At 60.3% G+C, this 15,496-nt stretch carries 24 protein-coding genes and 4 tRNA genes; 20 read left to right on the top strand and 8 right to left on the bottom strand.

What is annotated here, in order from left to right; translation table 11 throughout:
• The 8 genes from G7Y54_RS08445 to G7Y54_RS08410 are packed head-to-tail and all read right to left on the bottom strand — an operon-like array spanning nt 1 to nt 5,782.
• Nucleotides 1-507 (bottom strand): RusA family crossover junction endodeoxyribonuclease, encoded by a 507-nt coding sequence (locus G7Y54_RS08445; protein ID WP_165078874.1) that lies wholly within the window; start codon nt 505-507, stop codon nt 1-3.
• Nucleotides 504-899 carry a hypothetical protein gene (locus G7Y54_RS08440; RefSeq protein WP_165078873.1) on the bottom strand — a complete coding sequence of 132 codons (396 nt, stop codon included), beginning with the start codon at nt 897-899 and terminating at the stop codon, nt 504-506. Before G7Y54_RS08440 ends, G7Y54_RS08445 begins: the two co-directional genes overlap by 4 nt.
• Nucleotides 874-1,956, bottom strand: a complete 1,083-nt coding sequence (locus tag G7Y54_RS08435; protein WP_165078872.1) for a hypothetical protein — start codon at nt 1,954-1,956, stop codon at nt 874-876. Before G7Y54_RS08435 ends, G7Y54_RS08440 begins: the two co-directional genes overlap by 26 nt.
• Complete coding sequence (locus G7Y54_RS08430; RefSeq protein WP_165078871.1) at nt 1,935-4,430, bottom strand: DNA cytosine methyltransferase; 2,496 nt, start codon at nt 4,428-4,430, stop codon at nt 1,935-1,937. Before G7Y54_RS08430 ends, G7Y54_RS08435 begins: the two co-directional genes overlap by 22 nt.
• The gene (locus G7Y54_RS08425; RefSeq protein WP_165078870.1) at nt 4,430-4,744 is read right to left on the bottom strand and encodes a hypothetical protein; all 315 of its coding nucleotides are present in this window, start codon (nt 4,742-4,744) and stop codon (nt 4,430-4,432) included. The genes G7Y54_RS08430 and G7Y54_RS08425 overlap by 1 nt, the downstream gene beginning before the upstream one ends.
• Nucleotides 4,737-5,009, bottom strand: a complete 273-nt coding sequence (locus G7Y54_RS08420) for a hypothetical protein (protein ID WP_165078869.1) — start codon at nt 5,007-5,009, stop codon at nt 4,737-4,739. The genes G7Y54_RS08425 and G7Y54_RS08420 overlap by 8 nt, the downstream gene beginning before the upstream one ends.
• Complete coding sequence (locus G7Y54_RS08415) at nt 5,003-5,521, bottom strand: helix-turn-helix transcriptional regulator (RefSeq protein WP_165078868.1); 519 nt, start codon at nt 5,519-5,521, stop codon at nt 5,003-5,005. The genes G7Y54_RS08420 and G7Y54_RS08415 overlap by 7 nt, the downstream gene beginning before the upstream one ends.
• A gap of 18 nt (nt 5,522-5,539) precedes the next feature.
• Nucleotides 5,540-5,782: a hypothetical protein gene (locus G7Y54_RS08410; RefSeq protein WP_165078867.1), complete on the bottom strand. Its 243-nt coding sequence runs from the start codon at nt 5,780-5,782 to the stop codon at nt 5,540-5,542.
• A gap of 122 nt (nt 5,783-5,904) precedes the next feature.
• Here G7Y54_RS08410 and G7Y54_RS08405 point away from each other — a divergent pair, with 122 nt between their 5' ends.
• The 20 genes from G7Y54_RS08405 (at nt 5,905) to G7Y54_RS08310 (ending at nt 15,495) form a co-directional block, all read left to right on the top strand.
• Nucleotides 5,905-6,249, top strand: coding sequence for a hypothetical protein (locus G7Y54_RS08405; RefSeq protein ID WP_165078866.1), 345 nt, complete (start codon nt 5,905-5,907; stop codon nt 6,247-6,249).
• A complete protein-coding gene (locus G7Y54_RS08400) occupies nt 6,246-6,929 on the top strand; it encodes a hypothetical protein (protein ID WP_165078865.1) in 684 nt (227 codons plus the stop codon). The genes G7Y54_RS08405 and G7Y54_RS08400 overlap by 4 nt, the downstream gene beginning before the upstream one ends.
• Nucleotides 6,930-7,556: 627 nt before the next feature.
• Nucleotides 7,557-7,799 carry a hypothetical protein gene (locus G7Y54_RS08395; protein WP_165078864.1) on the top strand — a complete coding sequence of 81 codons (243 nt, stop codon included), beginning with the start codon at nt 7,557-7,559 and terminating at the stop codon, nt 7,797-7,799.
• Between the two features lie 59 nt (nt 7,800-7,858).
• A tRNA-Pro gene (locus tag G7Y54_RS08390) sits at nt 7,859-7,933 on the top strand.
• Nucleotides 7,934-7,936: 3 nt separating this feature from the next.
• A tRNA-Ala gene (locus G7Y54_RS08385) sits at nt 7,937-8,012 on the top strand.
• A gap of 1 nt (nt 8,013) precedes the next feature.
• A tRNA-Ile gene (locus G7Y54_RS08380) sits at nt 8,014-8,089 on the top strand.
• Between the two features lie 3 nt (nt 8,090-8,092).
• Nucleotides 8,093-8,166: transfer RNA gene (locus G7Y54_RS08375), tRNA-Gln, on the top strand.
• 25 nt (nt 8,167-8,191) lie between these two features.
• Nucleotides 8,192-8,401, top strand: coding sequence for a DUF3873 family protein (locus G7Y54_RS08370; protein WP_165078863.1), 210 nt, complete (start codon nt 8,192-8,194; stop codon nt 8,399-8,401).
• A gap of 37 nt (nt 8,402-8,438) precedes the next feature.
• Nucleotides 8,439-8,645, top strand: a complete 207-nt coding sequence (locus tag G7Y54_RS08365; RefSeq protein WP_165078862.1) for a hypothetical protein — start codon at nt 8,439-8,441, stop codon at nt 8,643-8,645.
• 64 nt (nt 8,646-8,709) lie between these two features.
• Nucleotides 8,710-8,940, top strand: a complete 231-nt coding sequence (locus tag G7Y54_RS08360; protein WP_165078861.1) for a hypothetical protein — start codon at nt 8,710-8,712, stop codon at nt 8,938-8,940.
• A gap of 9 nt (nt 8,941-8,949) precedes the next feature.
• Complete coding sequence (locus tag G7Y54_RS08355; RefSeq protein WP_165078860.1) at nt 8,950-9,141, top strand: hypothetical protein; 192 nt, start codon at nt 8,950-8,952, stop codon at nt 9,139-9,141.
• Nucleotides 9,126-9,275: a hypothetical protein gene (locus G7Y54_RS08350; protein ID WP_165078859.1), complete on the top strand. Its 150-nt coding sequence runs from the start codon at nt 9,126-9,128 to the stop codon at nt 9,273-9,275. Before G7Y54_RS08355 ends, G7Y54_RS08350 begins: the two co-directional genes overlap by 16 nt.
• The gene (locus tag G7Y54_RS08345; protein WP_165078858.1) at nt 9,272-10,069 is read left to right on the top strand and encodes a PD-(D/E)XK nuclease family protein; all 798 of its coding nucleotides are present in this window, start codon (nt 9,272-9,274) and stop codon (nt 10,067-10,069) included. Before G7Y54_RS08350 ends, G7Y54_RS08345 begins: the two co-directional genes overlap by 4 nt.
• Nucleotides 10,069-11,208: a hypothetical protein gene (locus G7Y54_RS08340; protein ID WP_165078857.1), complete on the top strand. Its 1,140-nt coding sequence runs from the start codon at nt 10,069-10,071 to the stop codon at nt 11,206-11,208. Before G7Y54_RS08345 ends, G7Y54_RS08340 begins: the two co-directional genes overlap by 1 nt.
• Complete coding sequence (locus tag G7Y54_RS08335; RefSeq protein ID WP_165078856.1) at nt 11,208-12,122, top strand: DUF1351 domain-containing protein; 915 nt, start codon at nt 11,208-11,210, stop codon at nt 12,120-12,122. The genes G7Y54_RS08340 and G7Y54_RS08335 overlap by 1 nt, the downstream gene beginning before the upstream one ends.
• Before the next feature lie 9 nt (nt 12,123-12,131).
• On the top strand, nt 12,132-13,454 hold the full coding sequence (locus tag G7Y54_RS08330) for a hypothetical protein (RefSeq protein ID WP_165078855.1): 1,323 nt from the start codon (nt 12,132-12,134) through the stop codon (nt 13,452-13,454).
• A complete protein-coding gene (locus G7Y54_RS08325; RefSeq protein ID WP_165078854.1) occupies nt 13,451-13,648 on the top strand; it encodes a hypothetical protein in 198 nt (65 codons plus the stop codon). The genes G7Y54_RS08330 and G7Y54_RS08325 overlap by 4 nt, the downstream gene beginning before the upstream one ends.
• 150 nt (nt 13,649-13,798) lie before the next feature.
• Nucleotides 13,799-13,969 (top strand): hypothetical protein, encoded by a 171-nt coding sequence (locus G7Y54_RS08320; protein WP_165078853.1) that lies wholly within the window; start codon nt 13,799-13,801, stop codon nt 13,967-13,969.
• A gap of 18 nt (nt 13,970-13,987) precedes the next feature.
• Nucleotides 13,988-14,758: a phosphoadenosine phosphosulfate reductase family protein gene (locus G7Y54_RS08315; protein ID WP_165078852.1), complete on the top strand. Its 771-nt coding sequence runs from the start codon at nt 13,988-13,990 to the stop codon at nt 14,756-14,758.
• Nucleotides 14,755-15,495: a phage Gp37/Gp68 family protein gene (locus G7Y54_RS08310; RefSeq protein ID WP_165078851.1), complete on the top strand. Its 741-nt coding sequence runs from the start codon at nt 14,755-14,757 to the stop codon at nt 15,493-15,495. The genes G7Y54_RS08315 and G7Y54_RS08310 overlap by 4 nt, the downstream gene beginning before the upstream one ends.
• Nucleotide 15,496: the final 1 nt, after the last annotated feature.

Below are 15,496 nucleotides of genomic sequence, written 5' to 3'. Positions count from 1 at the left end.
TCACTTGCGCCGACGGCGCTCCTCTGCGATCCGAGAAACAGCCACAACCCAGCCCGGCCTCTCGCCATACTCCTTGCCGATGATACAGCGGGCGACTTGGCTATCGTCGCGCCAAAAACGGAGACGGGTCATGCAGTCCTTGAGTTGCTTGGCGAGGTTGTCCAGATCGGGCTTTGACGTGTGCCCTATCGTGCCCCGCAGCATTGCCGCCCGCTCGCGCCCGGACACAGATTTTGGGACGGGGAAGATCGCCTGAAAGGCCAGTTGGAGTGTGCCGTCCATCGGCTCGTCGGGCACCCACTTGAGCATCAGGGCTTCCAGGGTTCGCTCGTTGGCCTCCTGCGCCTCTGATTTATACGTCCTGTGGAAGCCGCCCTTGGTCATGTGCCGCGCCCGCTGCTGCGCCGTGGGGATGCAGGACAAGAAAAACGATATGGAGCCCGTGGGCGTATCATTGCGCCGGGGCTGGTGCTCACAGCCGGGGAACATTGCCTGCTCCATGCTCATTGCCGCACCGCCTGAACGCCCATTGCACGCCCCATGAGGCGGGCCATTTTCTCCCTTGCCTCCATGTCTCCCCGAAGGGCGCGGGTCACAACCATGCCGATACCCGGCGTCCTCGTGCCTTCGCCCTCCATAGGCAGGGCCGCGTAGTCGTGACGCTGCGCCCGGCATTGCGGGATAATCGCAAGGATGTGGGCCGGAGTCGGGAAGCGTGTGCTGCCCCGGCGGTGTGCGGCGAAGGCCCGGTCAATGGTCTCGGCATCCTCGCCCGCCAGATCGTCGGCAAAGATGTCCGCCAGCAGGGCAAGCTCTTCCTGGCTCCGCCCGGTGCGATAGACCATCTCGGCGTCGATAAGGCGCACGAGCAGCCTACGACGCAATGCTTCTCGTTCCATTCTTCGCCTCCCGCTCACTCTCGCGCATTGCCAGTCGTGTCCTTGCCAATTCTCGCGATTCCTGCTGCCGCCGCTGGTGTTCCGTCGGCGCGGATGCTGCCGTCTGCGCGCGGCCAGTGACGGGCGCAAGCCATGTCTGCTCACGCAGGTATCGCCCAAGGCCGATCTCAAAGCCTGGGCTCCATACCCCTGCCTCCTTCCGGGCCGATATGTCCTCGGCTATCCGCGCAATGCCAGGCCACTGACGGGCAGCCTTGAGTTGCTTGTACTCGGCAAAGCCTGCTCGCGGGCCTTCGGCGCGCATTAGCCTGCTGTAGAGTTCCCGGAGCTCCACGAACTCCATGCCGGGATCATCCTGGGAGACTGACGCGGGTGCGTCCCCTCCCCCCTCCTCGCGGCGCTCTGGGGAACGCGCGCGTCTTTCATTCACAGTCTCCCCTATGTGTATTTTAATATTCTTAATATCTTGTTCATGTTCATGATCATGTTCAGGGGGAGGGGCTACCCCCTCCCCTTGCTCGCCCGTTGCCGAGGGGCTTGCCAAGGGGCTTGGTAAGGGGCTTCCCGACTCGTGGGGAAGGGGCTTGCCAAGGGGCTTGGAAGGGACTTGCCCTCCCCCTTGCTCGCCCGTTGCCGAGGGACTATCGGCCATGCCGTAAGCCTCGGCATACTGCGCCCGGAACTCGGCCAGCAGATCGCACTTGGGGAGCTTTGCCCACTCGCGCGCTACCCAGGCGGCGCGATTGTCCTTCGGGCTGATCTTTTCCCCGATCTGGAACCGCGCCATATTGCGCACCCAGACGACATCCGCGTCGAAATCGTACTCGCAGAACCCGGACTTGACGCAATACTCCATAGCCTCAGCAGCTTCCCCAACGCTCATGTTGAGATCATGCGCAAGGTACATGAGAGGCATGTAGTAGAAGCCAAAGGCGTTGCTGTGCGGCGTCGTCATGAGGTACATGGCCACAAGCAATGTATTCGGGCCTGCCCGCCGAAGGGCGCGCCCGGTCTCTCCCGACCAGAATTGCGGGGCTACTGTGGCATAATCGCGCATTTTGACGCCTCCTCAACGCTGATTGGCCGGAACGTGTATGTCCAGACGTAAGGGTTATTTTCCCAAGAGTTATCGCTGCTGGCCCCGTACAGGCGATCCCAGACAAAGGCGAAGTAGTCCCGGCGGCACACCGCTTCCATGCCCTCGGCTTTGACGTCGGCCTCAGTGATGTCCTGTACGCGCGCGAGGTCGATACCCTCCACGCGCAGGAAGATGCGCGCGATCTCAAAGCGCATGTGGATGCTCGGACGCCACTTGCCGGGGAGGCTGTCCGGGCTAAAGCGTGGCCCATTGGTGGTACAGAGGCAGTAACTGCTCAGGTAGCCGTCCAAGAGGTAGTAGCGGCGCCCGTCCGGCCCCACGCGCCAGCGGTAAACCTCGCCGCCGTACTCGTAGGCAATCCTGCCGTCGGGCAATTCGCGCCATGCCTCCCGGCCCCAGAAAATATCTCCGGGGCGCACGGGTGGACGGAAAACGAGGTTTTCCTCGTCCCGGAACTCATTATCCCCGAGACGGATAACCGTCCCCACGGGCTGCTGACGCAACGGCCTGCGGGTCTGCGTCTTTTTGCGTTGCCTGATTGCCCATACCATGTCACCGCTGAAAATCAGCGGGTAAAACTTGACGCCGGGCGTGGTTTTGCTCATACTCAACTCTCTTTTGTTCGGGCGGCTGCCCACCTTTGCCCCGGAACCTCGGACCGGGGCTTTTTTATTTGCCTTCCATGTGCGCGGGCCATTCGCCGTCACCAGCGCGCAAACGAGGACGGGCGGCACAGAGTTGCCGCACATCCGCACCTGCGCCGTCTTGGACATCGGCTTGCCCTTGTAGGGCGTGTCGATCTTGTAATCCGGTGGGAAGCCTTGGGCGTTGTAAAGCTCGCGCGGGACCAGCATCCGCATACAGATGTCAGTGATGCGGTATGTCTCCGCGCCATGGCCGATGATGGGCTCGTCCGTCGGGCCGATGACGCCCCACTCGCGCAGCCAGTCTCTTGTCCGGGCCGCGCGCTCGTCCACGCCCTCAAGCGTTGCCGTGATCAGGCCCATCCGATCCTTGCTGGTAATCGTGTGCAGCGGCGCGGAAACAGGGACGCCGCCCTGCTCGTTGCCGTAGTATTTGACCATGCAAGCCGTAGCGAGAGAATGGTGATCAATGGTCGTCACCGTGCCAAGGGGACGGGCAACATCATGCCCCACGACGCCGCCATAGTTTTTGGCGACAAACGGGGCGCAGGCCGACACGGACTCCTCTGCGCGCTCCAATGTGGCGCCAACGAGCGCCATGCCGCCGCCCTTGGGATATGCCGTGATTGTCCGCAATGGCTCGTTGGCGGGCATGACACCGTGTTTAGCGCTTCCGTGCTGGACGTGTTGCACGAAGGGCACAGTGCGCAGCGAGGCAAGGGCAAAACCCGGCGCGCGCGTGATGGTACGCAGCGGCCCCTTGATGTCCTGTCCGCGAAATGGCGTATACTTCGGCGCAACATGATTGGGGCTGATGATTGCCCCGGCCACAAGCTGCTGCTTGCCCGTGGTCACGGTGGGCAGCGGGGTATCAACGGACTTCGGGGCGTGGCCTGTGGTATTGGTGATCACCACGGGCGAGACGAGCCCAAAGCGGTTTTCGGTGGTCTGGGTGGGGAGTGGCCGATGCAACGTCTGACCGCGAAAATCACTCTCGGCCTTAGCGCCATAGTAGGAGATGACAAAGGGTTGTACGGCCTGAAATACATACCGCCGCAAGCCCTCAGCGATCCGGCGCTGCGTATTGCGCGCCAACGGTTTTGCGCGGTCAAAGATGCTCCGGCTCTGAATGTGCCAGTCAATGCACTCCGCCGCCGTGCGCCAAGGCAGGAGCTTGCCGGATTGCACCTCTGGCGACTCCGGGGCCCCATGCGTGGGCCGTGGCCATGCAATGCGGCCACGGTCGCACCTGGCGACGATGAACAGGCGCTTGCGCGTAGTTGGGGCGCCGTAATCGCAGGCGCGCAGCAGGCGCCACTCCACCTGATAGCCCAGGCGGCGCAAACGGCGCGTCCATTCCCGGAAGGTCTGCCCGGCCTGCGCCTTGATGGGGTGGCCGTCCCGATCCAATGGCCCCCACGTCTGGAACTCCTCCACATTTTCCAGAGTGATCAAAGTCGGATGGGTATCCTCGGCCCATCGGATGACCACCCACGCCAGATCGCGGATGTGCTGGCTACGGGGCTTGCCTCCCTTGGCTTTCGAGAAATGGGTGCAGTCCGGGGAAGCGTGGAGGATTGCCACCTCTCGCCCGCCCGTAGCCTCAAGAGGCAAAACCCGCGTGATGTCGTTTTGCAGGTGTTGGGTGTGCGGGTGGTTGGCAGCGTGGAGCGCCAGCGCCTCGGCATCGTGATTGATCGCAATGTCCGGGTCGCGCCCAAGTGCCCAGGCAAGGCCAGTTGAGGCGCCGCCCCCGCCCGCAAAGAGGTCAACCACAAGACCCTGCATCACATATCCCCCACAGGCAGGCCGCGCCCGATGCCCCACAGATCGCTAGGGAGCGGCAGGCTATCTGCGGACATCGGCGGCATATCCGCTGCTTGGAGCTTGTCGAGGTCAACCACGATAGGCTCAGGGACTACGCATTGCCGCACGGTCTCGCGGCGCACCTCCTCAAGGCCGAGGGAGAGGTCCGCGGCCACTCCTTCGCTCAGGATGTCCGCGTAGCTCTTTCCTTTGGGCAACGCGCTGTAATGGCGTTGCAGGAGGTGTGACATAGCCGAGACCTGCGCCAGATACCTCTTGCGTGTGCGGCTATCCATTACTCCCTCCCGTCTGGCCGCGCCCTGCTTGCCACTCTCGAAAGCTCGGCACCTCCCGCGCCTTCGCGCGCAGGCTGTCGGGCATCTGCTGGTACAGGGTGCAGTACCGCGCCTGAAAAATCTTGAGGGGAGCCGACTGCATCTCGCCCGTTTCGGGGTCGATGATGTCAACGGCGTCGCCGAGGTGGCGATAATACACCGGCGAGGCGTCACTCATTCTGAGCGCCACTTCCCAAAAATTGCTGGTAGCCAAGGATTTCACCATCTCCAAAACCTCCCCCACCACGGCGCATTGCGTCGAACCGAGGCAAGCGGGGCCACCTCGGTCATATCCCGGTAACTTGCTTGCTCGGCCAGGCTGGCCTGAGCTTGGCGGCATTCCGCGATCACGTCGCCGAGGAGGCTCCGCACGTCGCGCGCGCAGGCGGGATCAATCCCCCTGCCCTCGCTATCCGCAAGGACGCGCTGCGCGTCTCCCATGCAGGCAGCGGCGCGCGCCATGGCCGTCAGAACTTCCGCCCGGCTCCGTGCGGGCGGAGCCTCCGGCACGTCAAGCTGCGCCTCGATCCACTGGACAATCACCTCATTGCCCATGGCGCGGCATAAGATCGGGATGCGTTCCAGCGTGGGTGCATACCCCGAATTGCGCTCAAGATAGTGGCGTATGGTGGACGCGGGCATGTCAGCAGCCTTGGCAATCTGCTCCACCGTCATGCCTGATACGGCCTTGGCGTGGCGCACGGCCCCTATGGCCGACATGTTCTGATAGTCCGGCATGGTAAATCACCCCCATCTTTACCCGGTGACGGCTTGCTGCGGCTGGCTTACGCTTTCCACAGGGGCCGGGGCAGGCAAGTCCTGGGCGGCGGTCATGGCCTTGAGGATGATCAGGTTTTCCATGCGCCTATTGATGCGCGAGTGCCCATTCCTCAACGCCCGGTAATATCCTGGGGCGAGTTCCAAAAACCGGGCGGCGGCTACATGGTTCCCGCACTTAGACCTCAAAACTTCAAACGCCTGTTCGAGAGTGAGTTCCATAGTCGCTCCTTACGGGGGATAATAGCAGTATTTCTGCTAGTGATGGAAGCAAAAAATCTGTCGTTGAAAAAGTGCATAAAATAAAGTGAATTAGACAAATGGATGCGTACCGATACGAAAGGATGTTCGTCCAGATTATATCCGAGATCGCCGCCCAAAGGCAGATCAATGATGCGCAGCTAGCGCGCATGGCGTGGCCGCATCAAAAGTCAGCCGCTACCGCTTGGCGGAAAATGAGAAACGATGACGAGAACCCCAAACGGCTAAATATTGAGGAAGCTGTTTTGCTGACTCAAGCTCTTGGCGTTTCCATGTCCGATGTGTGTGGGATGGTGCAGGGACGCCTCATGAAAATAGATGTACCCGCAGAGTTTCCCCCCTCAGAAAAGGGAAAGGCGCTCACTGGACACACAGAAAAACAAGGCGTTTCTGGTCATTCCGTACTCCAAAATCAAACAGTAGCATGAGAGTAGTCGTATCAGTACTTTTCTTCCTGCTATTGCTTCCTGCTACGGTTTTCCCCTCGTCAGGTGAGGAGGAAACCATTGGCTACGGCATCTCACTCACAATGCCAAAAGGCTGGAGACAAGTTTCCAACCAGCTATTGACACAGGCGTACAATAAGACGGAAGCCCTAACAGGAATAAATCAAAGAAATAATAAAGTATTGTATGGAAGTGTATGCCGCCTTGAGGACGGATCAGAAGTTGCCAGCTTCCGTATAAGTATAAAAAAGGCAAACCCAAAAGAGACGGAAGAATATACACATAATATAATATTTGCTGATGAAAATTTTTCTAAGTTTAGATTGAGTTCTGTAGCTATCGCAAAAGAATTGAACTCCAAGCACAATATGGGGATAGATATAATCAGTATTCACATTGAAGAGGTGCATATAGATAACATAATCGGCATACTCACCTCTTTTGATAGGAGATTTGGAAATACAGTTGAATCTATTTCGTCAATAATTCTTCCAGTATATGACGGATTTATAAAAATTAGGTATAGCTATATAAAACAATACAAAAATTTATTTGCTCCGATTATAAATAATATTCTTTCATCAATTAAAATAAAAAACTTTTATATTGAGGATAAAGTCAATAGCAAAAGGCATGATTATAGACCATACCTTATTAATTAATATCCAGCAGTACCCATTGTACCATTGCCGACATACCCAACTTTCCGCCTGCCAGAGCGCAGATACCTACGCGCGCGTCCGCTAATGCCAACCAGTTCATAGCGCATCTCGTTCCCTACCCACTGATCGACTGAGCCAAAGTCAATTCATTTCCCGCCATATTTCTCTAGCAGAAAAACTGCTATTTTTTTCTTGCGCACTAGCAGAATTTCTGCCATTATGGAGCTGCCAACGGGGAATGGCGGCGAACGCGATCCACGGATCAAAGTAGCCACGAACCAGGAACCAGCAGCAACCGCCTGCGCGGCAGGGAGGCCGGGACTACGAGCTCGGTGGGGCCGGAAAAGAGCCGCCCCCGCAAGCTGGAACGAGGCGCGAAAAGGGCGGGAAGCACACAGAATCGCATCACGAAGAACAAGACAACAGCCCAATAGCATGGGTTTCCCGCAAGAATGGCGCTCTGCGAGAGCGCAGGCCGAGAGGCGGCGGGCGGTGGCGACGAGAGCGCCGCACGGGTGGACGCCAGATACGAGCAGCCCGTGAAACCCCACAGCGAATTTTGTTTCTGACGGCTCGCAACCCCCGTTGCGGGCCGGATTGAAGCAAAAATCAAAGAAGGAGAGGACAATGGCAACCTATCAGGTTTCCCGCGCCAGTGACAATTCGTGGTTTGAGGACGATCCCATCCGTATTGAGGCTGATAGCCTCGCCGCCGCCAAGCGCAAGGCATACGCGCTGCGGGAGGACGGCATGAACATTTACTTGGCCGATGCCAAGGGCACCATCATGTTCGTGCGCCGCTGGCTTCAGTGTATCGACTCCCGGTTCAATCGGTTTGGCAGGTGGGAGTTTGTTGCCCCGGCGTTCTAGCCTGTCATGACATTTCGGCCCTTCGACTCCCCGGAGGGCCTTTTCTTTTGCCAAAAAATCGGAGCGTGGCGCAGCGGTAGCGCGCCTGCTTTGGGAGCAGGAAGTCGCGGGTTCGATCCCCGCCGCTCCGACCACAAGGGGCCATAGCTCAATCGGGAGAGCAGCGGCTTTGCAAGCCGCCGGTTGCGGGTTCGATCCCCGTTGGCTCCACCAAGGCGGCGTAGCTCAATAGGCAGAGCCCCCGGCTCATAACCGGAGTGTTACAGGTTCGAGTCCTGTCGCCGCCACCACACAGCCGCATAGCCAAGAGGTAAGGCATCGGGTTTTGGCCCCGACACCGTAGGTTCGAGTCCTGCTGCGGCTGCCAAATTTCAACCCCCAGGAGATGCAATATGTCCCTCAATCCGCAGAACGTCCGCCCCGGTCAGGAACAGTATGAAGAGTACACCGTCCCCGCGCGCCTGTCGCGGGATCGCAAGGCGCACAAGAGGTGCCAGTACGACTACCGGGCGCTGGACGGTGAATTGTTCTCCTGCACGGCGCCGACCCTTGAGGAGTGCCGCGCCAAGCGCGACGCCTGGCTCGCGGAACGCGCCGCGTAACCCCTCCCACGACACCATAACACCGAGGAGCAACGCTATGGCCGAGAGGTACACCATTTTCAAGAAGGATAGAGCCTACGAAAATTTCCGCTGCCTGTTCCCCTTGCCCTTCCCGGACGAGTCGAGGAACTGCGTCCCTTGGAAATGCCCGGCGTGGATTGATGAACTGGACGAGAACGGGGAACCCACCGGGCGCGGGCGGTGCGGCATGGTGCCCGCGAGGATCGAGCTGGCGCCCGCGTAAAAACACCTACCAGACCACCACGGGCCGGGGCTCATGCTCCGGCCCTCTTTTTTTGGAGGGGATCATGACCCTTGAAAACTTCATCCGGGAGCGGGCCGACGTGCTCGCCTATGAGGCCGAATGCTATCCGGCCACGGCCCATGTGGCGCAAACGTGGCTCGACAACGCGCTCCGTTGGGCCGGGGAACGCAATGCCACTGACCTTGAGGAGCACCTGCTCAAGCGGCTCAACCGCCTTTCCTGCATCCGTTGGAAAAGGCTCGGCGTCAGCAACTCCGCCTTCGCGGTGGGATAGGAGGCGCCCATGTGCTACACCGGCACCTGCTACTATGAGGACTCCTTCGGCGAGTGCCGCAAGCCGCGCCGCGTACTGTGCCCGCTGGAAGCCGAGGACTGCGAAGCATTGGACGACAGCGGGCGCGACTCCCTCTGCGACACCCTTTACGAGCAGCGGCGCGATGACGCGCTCATGGAGGCCCCATGTTCGTGTTCATAGCCCGTGACCGCGCCACAGGGCGCGAAGCCACCATCATTATGCCCCGCGCGGAGTTCCTTGAATGGCTCCGCGCCCTCGGCAAGACGCGCCTCTATGACGCGCTTTTTATTCCGGCCAGCAGGAGGCTCCAATGATGACCCCCATCCCCATCCGTGCATCCTCCCTGGGAGAGCTTTTTGACTGCCCGGCCCGCTGGGAGGCGAAGCACATCCGCAACCTGCGCCTGCCGCGCTCGGCAGCGGCGCAGCTTGGCACGGCCGTCCATGCGGGCACGGCGCTCTATGACCAGAGCCGCCTGGACGGCAATCCCCTCACCGCAGACGAGACCGCAGGGGCCGTTGTGGATGCTTTGCAGCATCCGCGTGAGGATGTGGACTGGGAGGACACTTCCGCCGCCGAGGTGGAGCGCATGGCCCTCCCGCTGCACGGCCTCTACTGCCGGGAGATAGCGCCCCGCCAAGAGTATGTGGCCGTGGAAGCCCTCTGCGAAAACCTCACTTTAACCGACATCGGCCTCACCCTCACGGGCACCGTTGACCGAGTGCGCGCAACCGATGACGGATTCGGAATTGTGGACATCAAGACGGGCAAGACCGCCGTGGCCGCTGACGGCACGGTCAAGACCCAGGGCCATGCCGCGCAGATAGCCGTGTATGAGGTCTTGGCATCCCACGCCCTTGAACACCCCATTGACGCCCCGGCCCAGATCATCGGGCTGCAAGTCGCCAAGACGGACAAAGGGCGTCGCGTGGGCGTCGGCACAATCCCGGCCGCGCGCGACATCCTTCTGGACGATGGTGAGAGCCCCGGCCTGCTGCGCCATGCCGCAACCATGCTGCACAGCGGCAACTTTTACGGCAATCCCCGCTCCCAACTCTGCAACCCCAAATACTGCCCGGCCCATGCCGGATGCCGGTGGAGGAAGTAATGAGCCTGATCCCAAATGCGCCATCGCCCAGTGGCAATGCTACCAGCCTTGCGGCTCTGAAAGCGGCAACAAAAGACCTGCCCCCCGATACCCCCATGAGCTTCTTTTCCGCTGGTGGCTTCACTCTCATGCAGCGAGCCGCAACCATGCTTTCCCGTAGCACCCTCGTCCCCCCACAGTATCGGGAAGAATACGAGAAAAAGGACAGCAGGGGTGGAAAAGAAATGGTCAAAAACCCCAATGCGCTGTCGAACTGCGTCCTTGCGCTGAACATGGCCCAGCGCATAGGCGCTGATCCTTTGATGATCATGCAGAACCTCTACATCGTGGAGGGCAGGCCCGGCTGGTCGAGTCAGTTTATCATTGCTGCCATCAACGCCTGCGGCAAGTTCAGCCCGCTTCGATTCACCTGCGAGGACAATGGCGAAAAACAGATCACTTGGAAAACACAGGAATGGTCCGGCCCCCAAGGTAATCGACAGCGCAAAGAAGTTGAGCATAAAGCGATCATTCGGGCCAAATCGTGCACCGCGTGGGCAATCGAAAAGGCTACCGGTGAAAAGCTCACGGGCCCCGAAATAACCATGGAAATGGCGGTTGCCGAAGGATGGTACGGCAAAAACGGTTCCAAATGGCAGACAATGCCTGACGTGATGCTCCGATACCGCGCCGCATCCTTTTTTGGACGCCTGTATGCCCCAGAGCTTTTCATGGGACTGCAAACGGCGGAAGAAGTCAGGGATGCCACCATCACCTTGGAACCCACTGAGCACGGTGGGTTCACGATGGAGCTTGATGAACTGCGGGCACCTCTTGGCGAGGCCGCAACGGTGGCGGAAACCCCGGCTGAAGTGGAGGCCCCCACGGAAGCCGTGAAGGCGTCGCCAGAGCAGCGCGCCGAGCCCGAAGCCGCGCCGAAGCAGGCGGGGAATGACACACCACACCAGCAGGCGCAGCAGGCCGCCCTGTCTGCAACGCCCACGCCGGAAGCGGCCCCGACGCCGCAAGCTCCCCAGGAAATGCCGACCTTCCAGTGTCCGCGCCCGAACAAGGACGGCTCCACGCGCATTGTTGACGAGAGCGTGTGCATGAACTGCAAGGATAGGCCGGGCTGCCCTGAATGGGATGGAGGTTTCTGATGGACGTGACGCAGGAAAATGTCCTTGCACTGGAAAAAGTCCCCATGACCGACGAGGCGTTCGACATGCGGACGCGAGCGCCCGCAATCAGCTTCAATTATGCCGGGCTTGAGGAGCAAGCCAAGGCCCTCATGTCGAAGTATGAGGGCCTTATTGTGTCCGAGGATCAGGTCAAGGGCATCAAAAAGGAAATGGCCGAGATCAACGCCCTCAAGATACGCCTCGATAATGCGCGAAAGGAGGCGAAGAGGCAGATTGAGGCCCCTGTGAAGGAATTTGAGGCGCAGGTCAAAAAGATTTGCGCCATTTTCGACCGAACCTATGCCGCCCTCGGCGCACAGGTAAAAGCCTTCACGGAGAAGGAGCGCGAGGAAAAGCGCGGGAAGGTGCAGCCAATCATTGACGAGGAACTGCAAGCCGCCTCCGCGCGCGTTGCCCCTTTCCCCATCCCCATACAGGAAAGCTGGCTGAACAAGTCAACCACGCTCAAGGCCGTCCGGGAGGCCGTTCGCGACATCATTGAGCAGCGCATCCAGTCTGAAGCGGCCCGCAAGCAGGCGGAACAGGCCCGCACGGAGCGGGCGTCCGCCATTGAGCAGGCCGTGAAAGCTGCCAATGCCGAATATGGCACGGCCCTCACCGTGGCGCAGTTCATGTCGCAGGGGAACCTCAATCTTGAAACCCCGCTCACCGACGTAACCATGGGCATCATGCAGGCCGCCCAAGCGGCTGCCAATGCCCAGGCGGCGCGCCAAGCTCCCGCCGCAACGCCGAGCGCCCAGACGGCCCAAGCCGCCCCGGAAACTTCCCTTTCCATCATCCTGCGGTTCAGCGCCGAAAACGAGGGCGCCGTAAGGTTCGCCCTCAACAAACTCAAGAACCTCTGCACGGAATTTGCCGTGCGGAAGCAATAAGGAGGCATCATGGCCCGGAAAAAAGCAGAAGCCTTGCCCTATCCCAACCCCGAAATGTGGGAGATCAAGGGCGAGCTCGTGCAGGAGACCGAGGACGCGATCCTGCTCATTATCGACGATGACGAATACTGGCTGCCCAAGAGCCAGATCAGCTACGACGGCGAGCGCGGGGACGTGGTTACGGTGAGCGTCCCCGACTGGCTCGCCAAGGAAAAAGGGCTTTCCGACGGTGACGGCGGCGCATACGCGCAGCGGGCACAGCGCGGCGCCTCGGCCACCTCGGAGCCGGGGGAGGAGGACGCCCCCGATGCCTTCCCTGAAGGAAGCAACAACCTCGTCCTCGATGCCGACCGCACCGTGGACATCACGCTCACCATCATTGCCTTCTCCGAGGACGGGGAAAGCGCCACCGTCAAGGTCGAAGGCGGCGAGCCCTGCGAACTCAGTATGGCGGACTTCACCCACGACGCCGAGAGCATCAGCGAGGGCGACACCCTGCTTTGCCACGTCAACCTTCTGGCCGCTATGGCCGCTGGCCTTGTGGGCCCGGACGCCCCCCACGCCGACAAGGGCGTGACATGGCTCCGCAAGGACAAATTCGAGCGGAGCTTCCCCCTGGGCGACGAGGAAAAGCTGGAACTCGGCAACCGCATGGCCGAGGCTCAACAGCAGATTGACGATTTTGAGGACGAGCTTGCGGGCATCCGCAAAGAATTCAAGGCCAAGATCGAGTTGCAGCAGACGATCCTCTCCGATGCCGCCAAAGCCTTCCGCGATGGGAAATCCGAGCCGGTGCTGGTGGAATGTGACGTACTCCAGGACTGGAACACGGAGGAACTTGTGTTCGTCGCCTGCGACGATGGCGTGGAGCTTTTCCGCCGCCCCATGACCGCCGAGGAAAAGCATCCCACCCTGTTCACGAGCGCGCCGGGCGGCGCCGCACCGCTCGGCGAGGATCCCCGCAAGCGTCACGACATCCCCACCGCCACGCCCATGACATGGGGCCACACCTGCGTTGACTGTGCCCATCTTTTCGACAAGGAATCCGGGCAGTCCGAGGAGTGCGCCACCTGCGCGCAGGCCGTGGAGGGCGGAACGGACAACTGGACGGCCCGGCGCGAGTGCAAGACGTGCAACTACCGCACGATGTCTGTCAAGATGCCGCCGTGCAGCGGGTGCAGCCGCAACCCCGAATACCAGGGCGCGCCGGAGGACGCTGACGATTATTGGGTCATTGCCGCCAATTCTGCCGATGCCAACGCCCCCGAGGACGAGACGCCCCCGGAATCCGACGGGAAAATCGCAGGCGCGGCCACGGGAGCCATTCAGTGAAGGACTACGACAACCCGGCGCGCCCCGAATGGCGCGGAAAACGGAAATCAAAAAACTTCGCGCGCATCTACTCAAGCTGTAAGGGCGAGCGCCTTTCAGACGGTAAGCCGCCCCGCGAGTGCGCCAAGTGCGGCCTCGTCTCCCGCAAGAAAATATGCCCCGGATGCGGCTGCACGACATTCAAAAAGCTGTGATCCTCCTCTCTGACTTCCCGCGTCCCCGGACGCGGGGAGGATTGAGCGGGGGTGCGGACCAGACGGTGGTTGCGCGCGTAAAACCAGGTGTAATGTCGGTTCAGATCCGACCCGCGCCCCCGCTCTATGCACGAATACACGAGGTACGTTGTGAGCGAAAAAATCAGCACCGCCAAGCCCAATTACGGAATCGTCTGTACCGACTGCGGCAGCAAGCCAACTGTGGACATCGTGAACCCGGACGGCAGCATTGAGCATACCGAGCTTTGCGGCGTGTGCTGCTTCGGGGATGCAGACTGTGCCGACCCGGAAAATTGGTGAAGGGAGCAGGGGCTATCCATGCGTATAGGCACCACCCGCCAAGCAAGCCTGCCTGGCTATGACCTCGGGGATTACATCCGGGAAAGTATCGACTTCCTGCGGGCGCACGAGCCGGGGGAAGGGTATTTTGTCGGCTTCAGCGGCGGGAAGGACAGCATCACAACCTTGGCGCTGTGCCGCCTCGCGGGCGTTAAGCATCGGGCCTTTTACTCATGCACCCGGATCGACCCGCCGGAAGTCATGCGCTTCATCCGGCGGGAATACCCGGCGGTGACGTGGCTCTATCCGAGAGCAAGTTTTTGGGCGCTGATCCAGCGCAAGATGCCGCCCATGCGGACGCAACGCTGGTGCTGTGACCTGCTGAAGAAGGCCCCGTCCAAGGACGTGCCGATGAAATATCGGCTCATGGGCATCCGGGCCGAGGAAAGCGCACGGCGCGCGAGCAGGCCGCGCATTGACCACTATCGGAGCAACCAGGTGCTACTCAAGCCGATCTTCTTATGGCCGGAGTGGGCCGTCTGGGAATTTATTGACTCGCAACGACTGTCGTATCCCTCGCTCTATGACGAGGGCTTTGCCCGCATCGGTTGCGTGGTGTGCCCCTTCATCTTCGGCTCACGCCAACGCCTCCGCGCCAGCATGGAGCGTTGGCCGGGTATGTGGCGTGTATTTGAACACGCCGTCAAACGATGGTGGCAACCGAACCGGGAACGGAGCTTTTGGCCCACGGCTGACGCCTTTTGGCAGGCGTACATCAACGGCGGAAAACTGGATGGAGAGACGCCATGAGCAATAGCATAGGATGGTGCGATTGCACCATCAACCCCACAGTGGGCTGCACAAAATGCAGCCCCGGATGCGAGAACTGCTACGCCGAGAAGTTCGCCGCCCGGCTGGCGAAGAATCCGAAGACGGCGAAGAAGTATGCTGGTGTGGTCGATGCCTGCGGGAAGTGGACAGGACAGATAAACCATGAAGGATGGGGCTGCTTGGATACTTTGCCAGAGGGTCCAAAGCGCGTTTTTCTTGGCTCGATGACCGATATTTTCCATGAAAATAGCTCCGAATCTACCTTAGATGATCTTGTGGATTATATGCAGTATGTGTACCCGCAGCATACCTTCCTGATTCTCACAAAACGGCCCCACATTGCAAAGCAACGCATACAGGCAATACCGCTCCCGAAAAACGTTTGGCTTGGGGTGACCGTCTGCAATCAACAGGAGGCGATTGATAAAATCCCCGTCCTCCTTGATACCCCGGCGGCAAAGCGCTTTTTGAGCGTGGAGCCCATGCTTGGGCCCGTGGATTTGACCCGCTTCCTTCCGGGACTCGATTGGGTCATCTGCGGCGGCGAATCCGGCCCCGGTGCGCGCCCAATGCACCCGGATTGGGTACGGCGTCTGCGCGACCAGTGCGTGAATGCTGGCGTCCCGTTCTATTTCAAGGGGTGTGGCGGGACGAAGAAGGCCCCGCCCCTGTTGAACGGCAGGGAGTGGCGGGAGTTCCCCAAGCAGGAGGCATAAA

The sequence above is a fragment of the Desulfovibrio sp. ZJ746 genome (genome assembly GCF_011039155.1).
Lineage (GTDB): Bacteria > Desulfobacterota > Desulfovibrionia > Desulfovibrionales > Desulfovibrionaceae > Desulfovibrio.
Note: the sequence above shows the minus strand (reverse complement) of the source record. Positions and strands in the feature narration are given on the sequence as shown.

Bases quoted from the DNA above. Each gene is read 5' to 3' on its own strand.
- G7Y54_RS08425 (WP_165078870.1), bottom strand. From the start codon at position 4,744: ATGGATAGCCGCACACGCAAGAGGTATCTGGCGCAGGTCTCGGCTATG.
- G7Y54_RS08440 (WP_165078873.1), bottom strand. From the start codon at position 899: ATGGAACGAGAAGCATTGCGTCGTAGGCTGCTCGTGCGCCTTATCGAC.
- G7Y54_RS08335 (WP_165078856.1), top strand. From the start codon at position 11,208: ATGGACGTGACGCAGGAAAATGTCCTTGCACTGGAAAAAGTCCCCATG.
- G7Y54_RS08405 (WP_165078866.1), top strand. From the start codon at position 5,905: ATGTTCGTCCAGATTATATCCGAGATCGCCGCCCAAAGGCAGATCAAT.
- G7Y54_RS08370 (WP_165078863.1), top strand. From the start codon at position 8,192: ATGTCCCTCAATCCGCAGAACGTCCGCCCCGGTCAGGAACAGTATGAA.
- G7Y54_RS08410 (WP_165078867.1), bottom strand. From the start codon at position 5,782: ATGGAACTCACTCTCGAACAGGCGTTTGAAGTTTTGAGGTCTAAGTGC.
- G7Y54_RS08435 (WP_165078872.1), bottom strand. From the start codon at position 1,956: ATGCGCGATTATGCCACAGTAGCCCCGCAATTCTGGTCGGGAGAGACC.
- G7Y54_RS08415 (WP_165078868.1), bottom strand. From the start codon at position 5,521: ATGCCGGACTATCAGAACATGTCGGCCATAGGGGCCGTGCGCCACGCC.
- G7Y54_RS08360 (WP_165078861.1), top strand. From the start codon at position 8,710: ATGACCCTTGAAAACTTCATCCGGGAGCGGGCCGACGTGCTCGCCTAT.
- G7Y54_RS08345 (WP_165078858.1), top strand. From the start codon at position 9,272: ATGATGACCCCCATCCCCATCCGTGCATCCTCCCTGGGAGAGCTTTTT.
- G7Y54_RS08430 (WP_165078871.1), bottom strand. From the start codon at position 4,430: ATGCAGGGTCTTGTGGTTGACCTCTTTGCGGGCGGGGGCGGCGCCTCA.
- G7Y54_RS08350 (WP_165078859.1), top strand. From the start codon at position 9,126: ATGTTCGTGTTCATAGCCCGTGACCGCGCCACAGGGCGCGAAGCCACC.
- G7Y54_RS08365 (WP_165078862.1), top strand. From the start codon at position 8,439: ATGGCCGAGAGGTACACCATTTTCAAGAAGGATAGAGCCTACGAAAAT.
- G7Y54_RS08340 (WP_165078857.1), top strand. From the start codon at position 10,069: ATGAGCCTGATCCCAAATGCGCCATCGCCCAGTGGCAATGCTACCAGC.
- G7Y54_RS08355 (WP_165078860.1), top strand. From the start codon at position 8,950: ATGTGCTACACCGGCACCTGCTACTATGAGGACTCCTTCGGCGAGTGC.
- G7Y54_RS08330 (WP_165078855.1), top strand. From the start codon at position 12,132: ATGGCCCGGAAAAAAGCAGAAGCCTTGCCCTATCCCAACCCCGAAATG.
- G7Y54_RS08395 (WP_165078864.1), top strand. From the start codon at position 7,557: ATGGCAACCTATCAGGTTTCCCGCGCCAGTGACAATTCGTGGTTTGAG.
- G7Y54_RS08315 (WP_165078852.1), top strand. From the start codon at position 13,988: ATGCGTATAGGCACCACCCGCCAAGCAAGCCTGCCTGGCTATGACCTC.
- G7Y54_RS08445 (WP_165078874.1), bottom strand. From the start codon at position 507: ATGAGCATGGAGCAGGCAATGTTCCCCGGCTGTGAGCACCAGCCCCGG.
- G7Y54_RS08400 (WP_165078865.1), top strand. From the start codon at position 6,246: ATGAGAGTAGTCGTATCAGTACTTTTCTTCCTGCTATTGCTTCCTGCT.
- G7Y54_RS08420 (WP_165078869.1), bottom strand. From the start codon at position 5,009: ATGGTGAAATCCTTGGCTACCAGCAATTTTTGGGAAGTGGCGCTCAGA.
- G7Y54_RS08310 (WP_165078851.1), top strand. From the start codon at position 14,755: ATGAGCAATAGCATAGGATGGTGCGATTGCACCATCAACCCCACAGTG.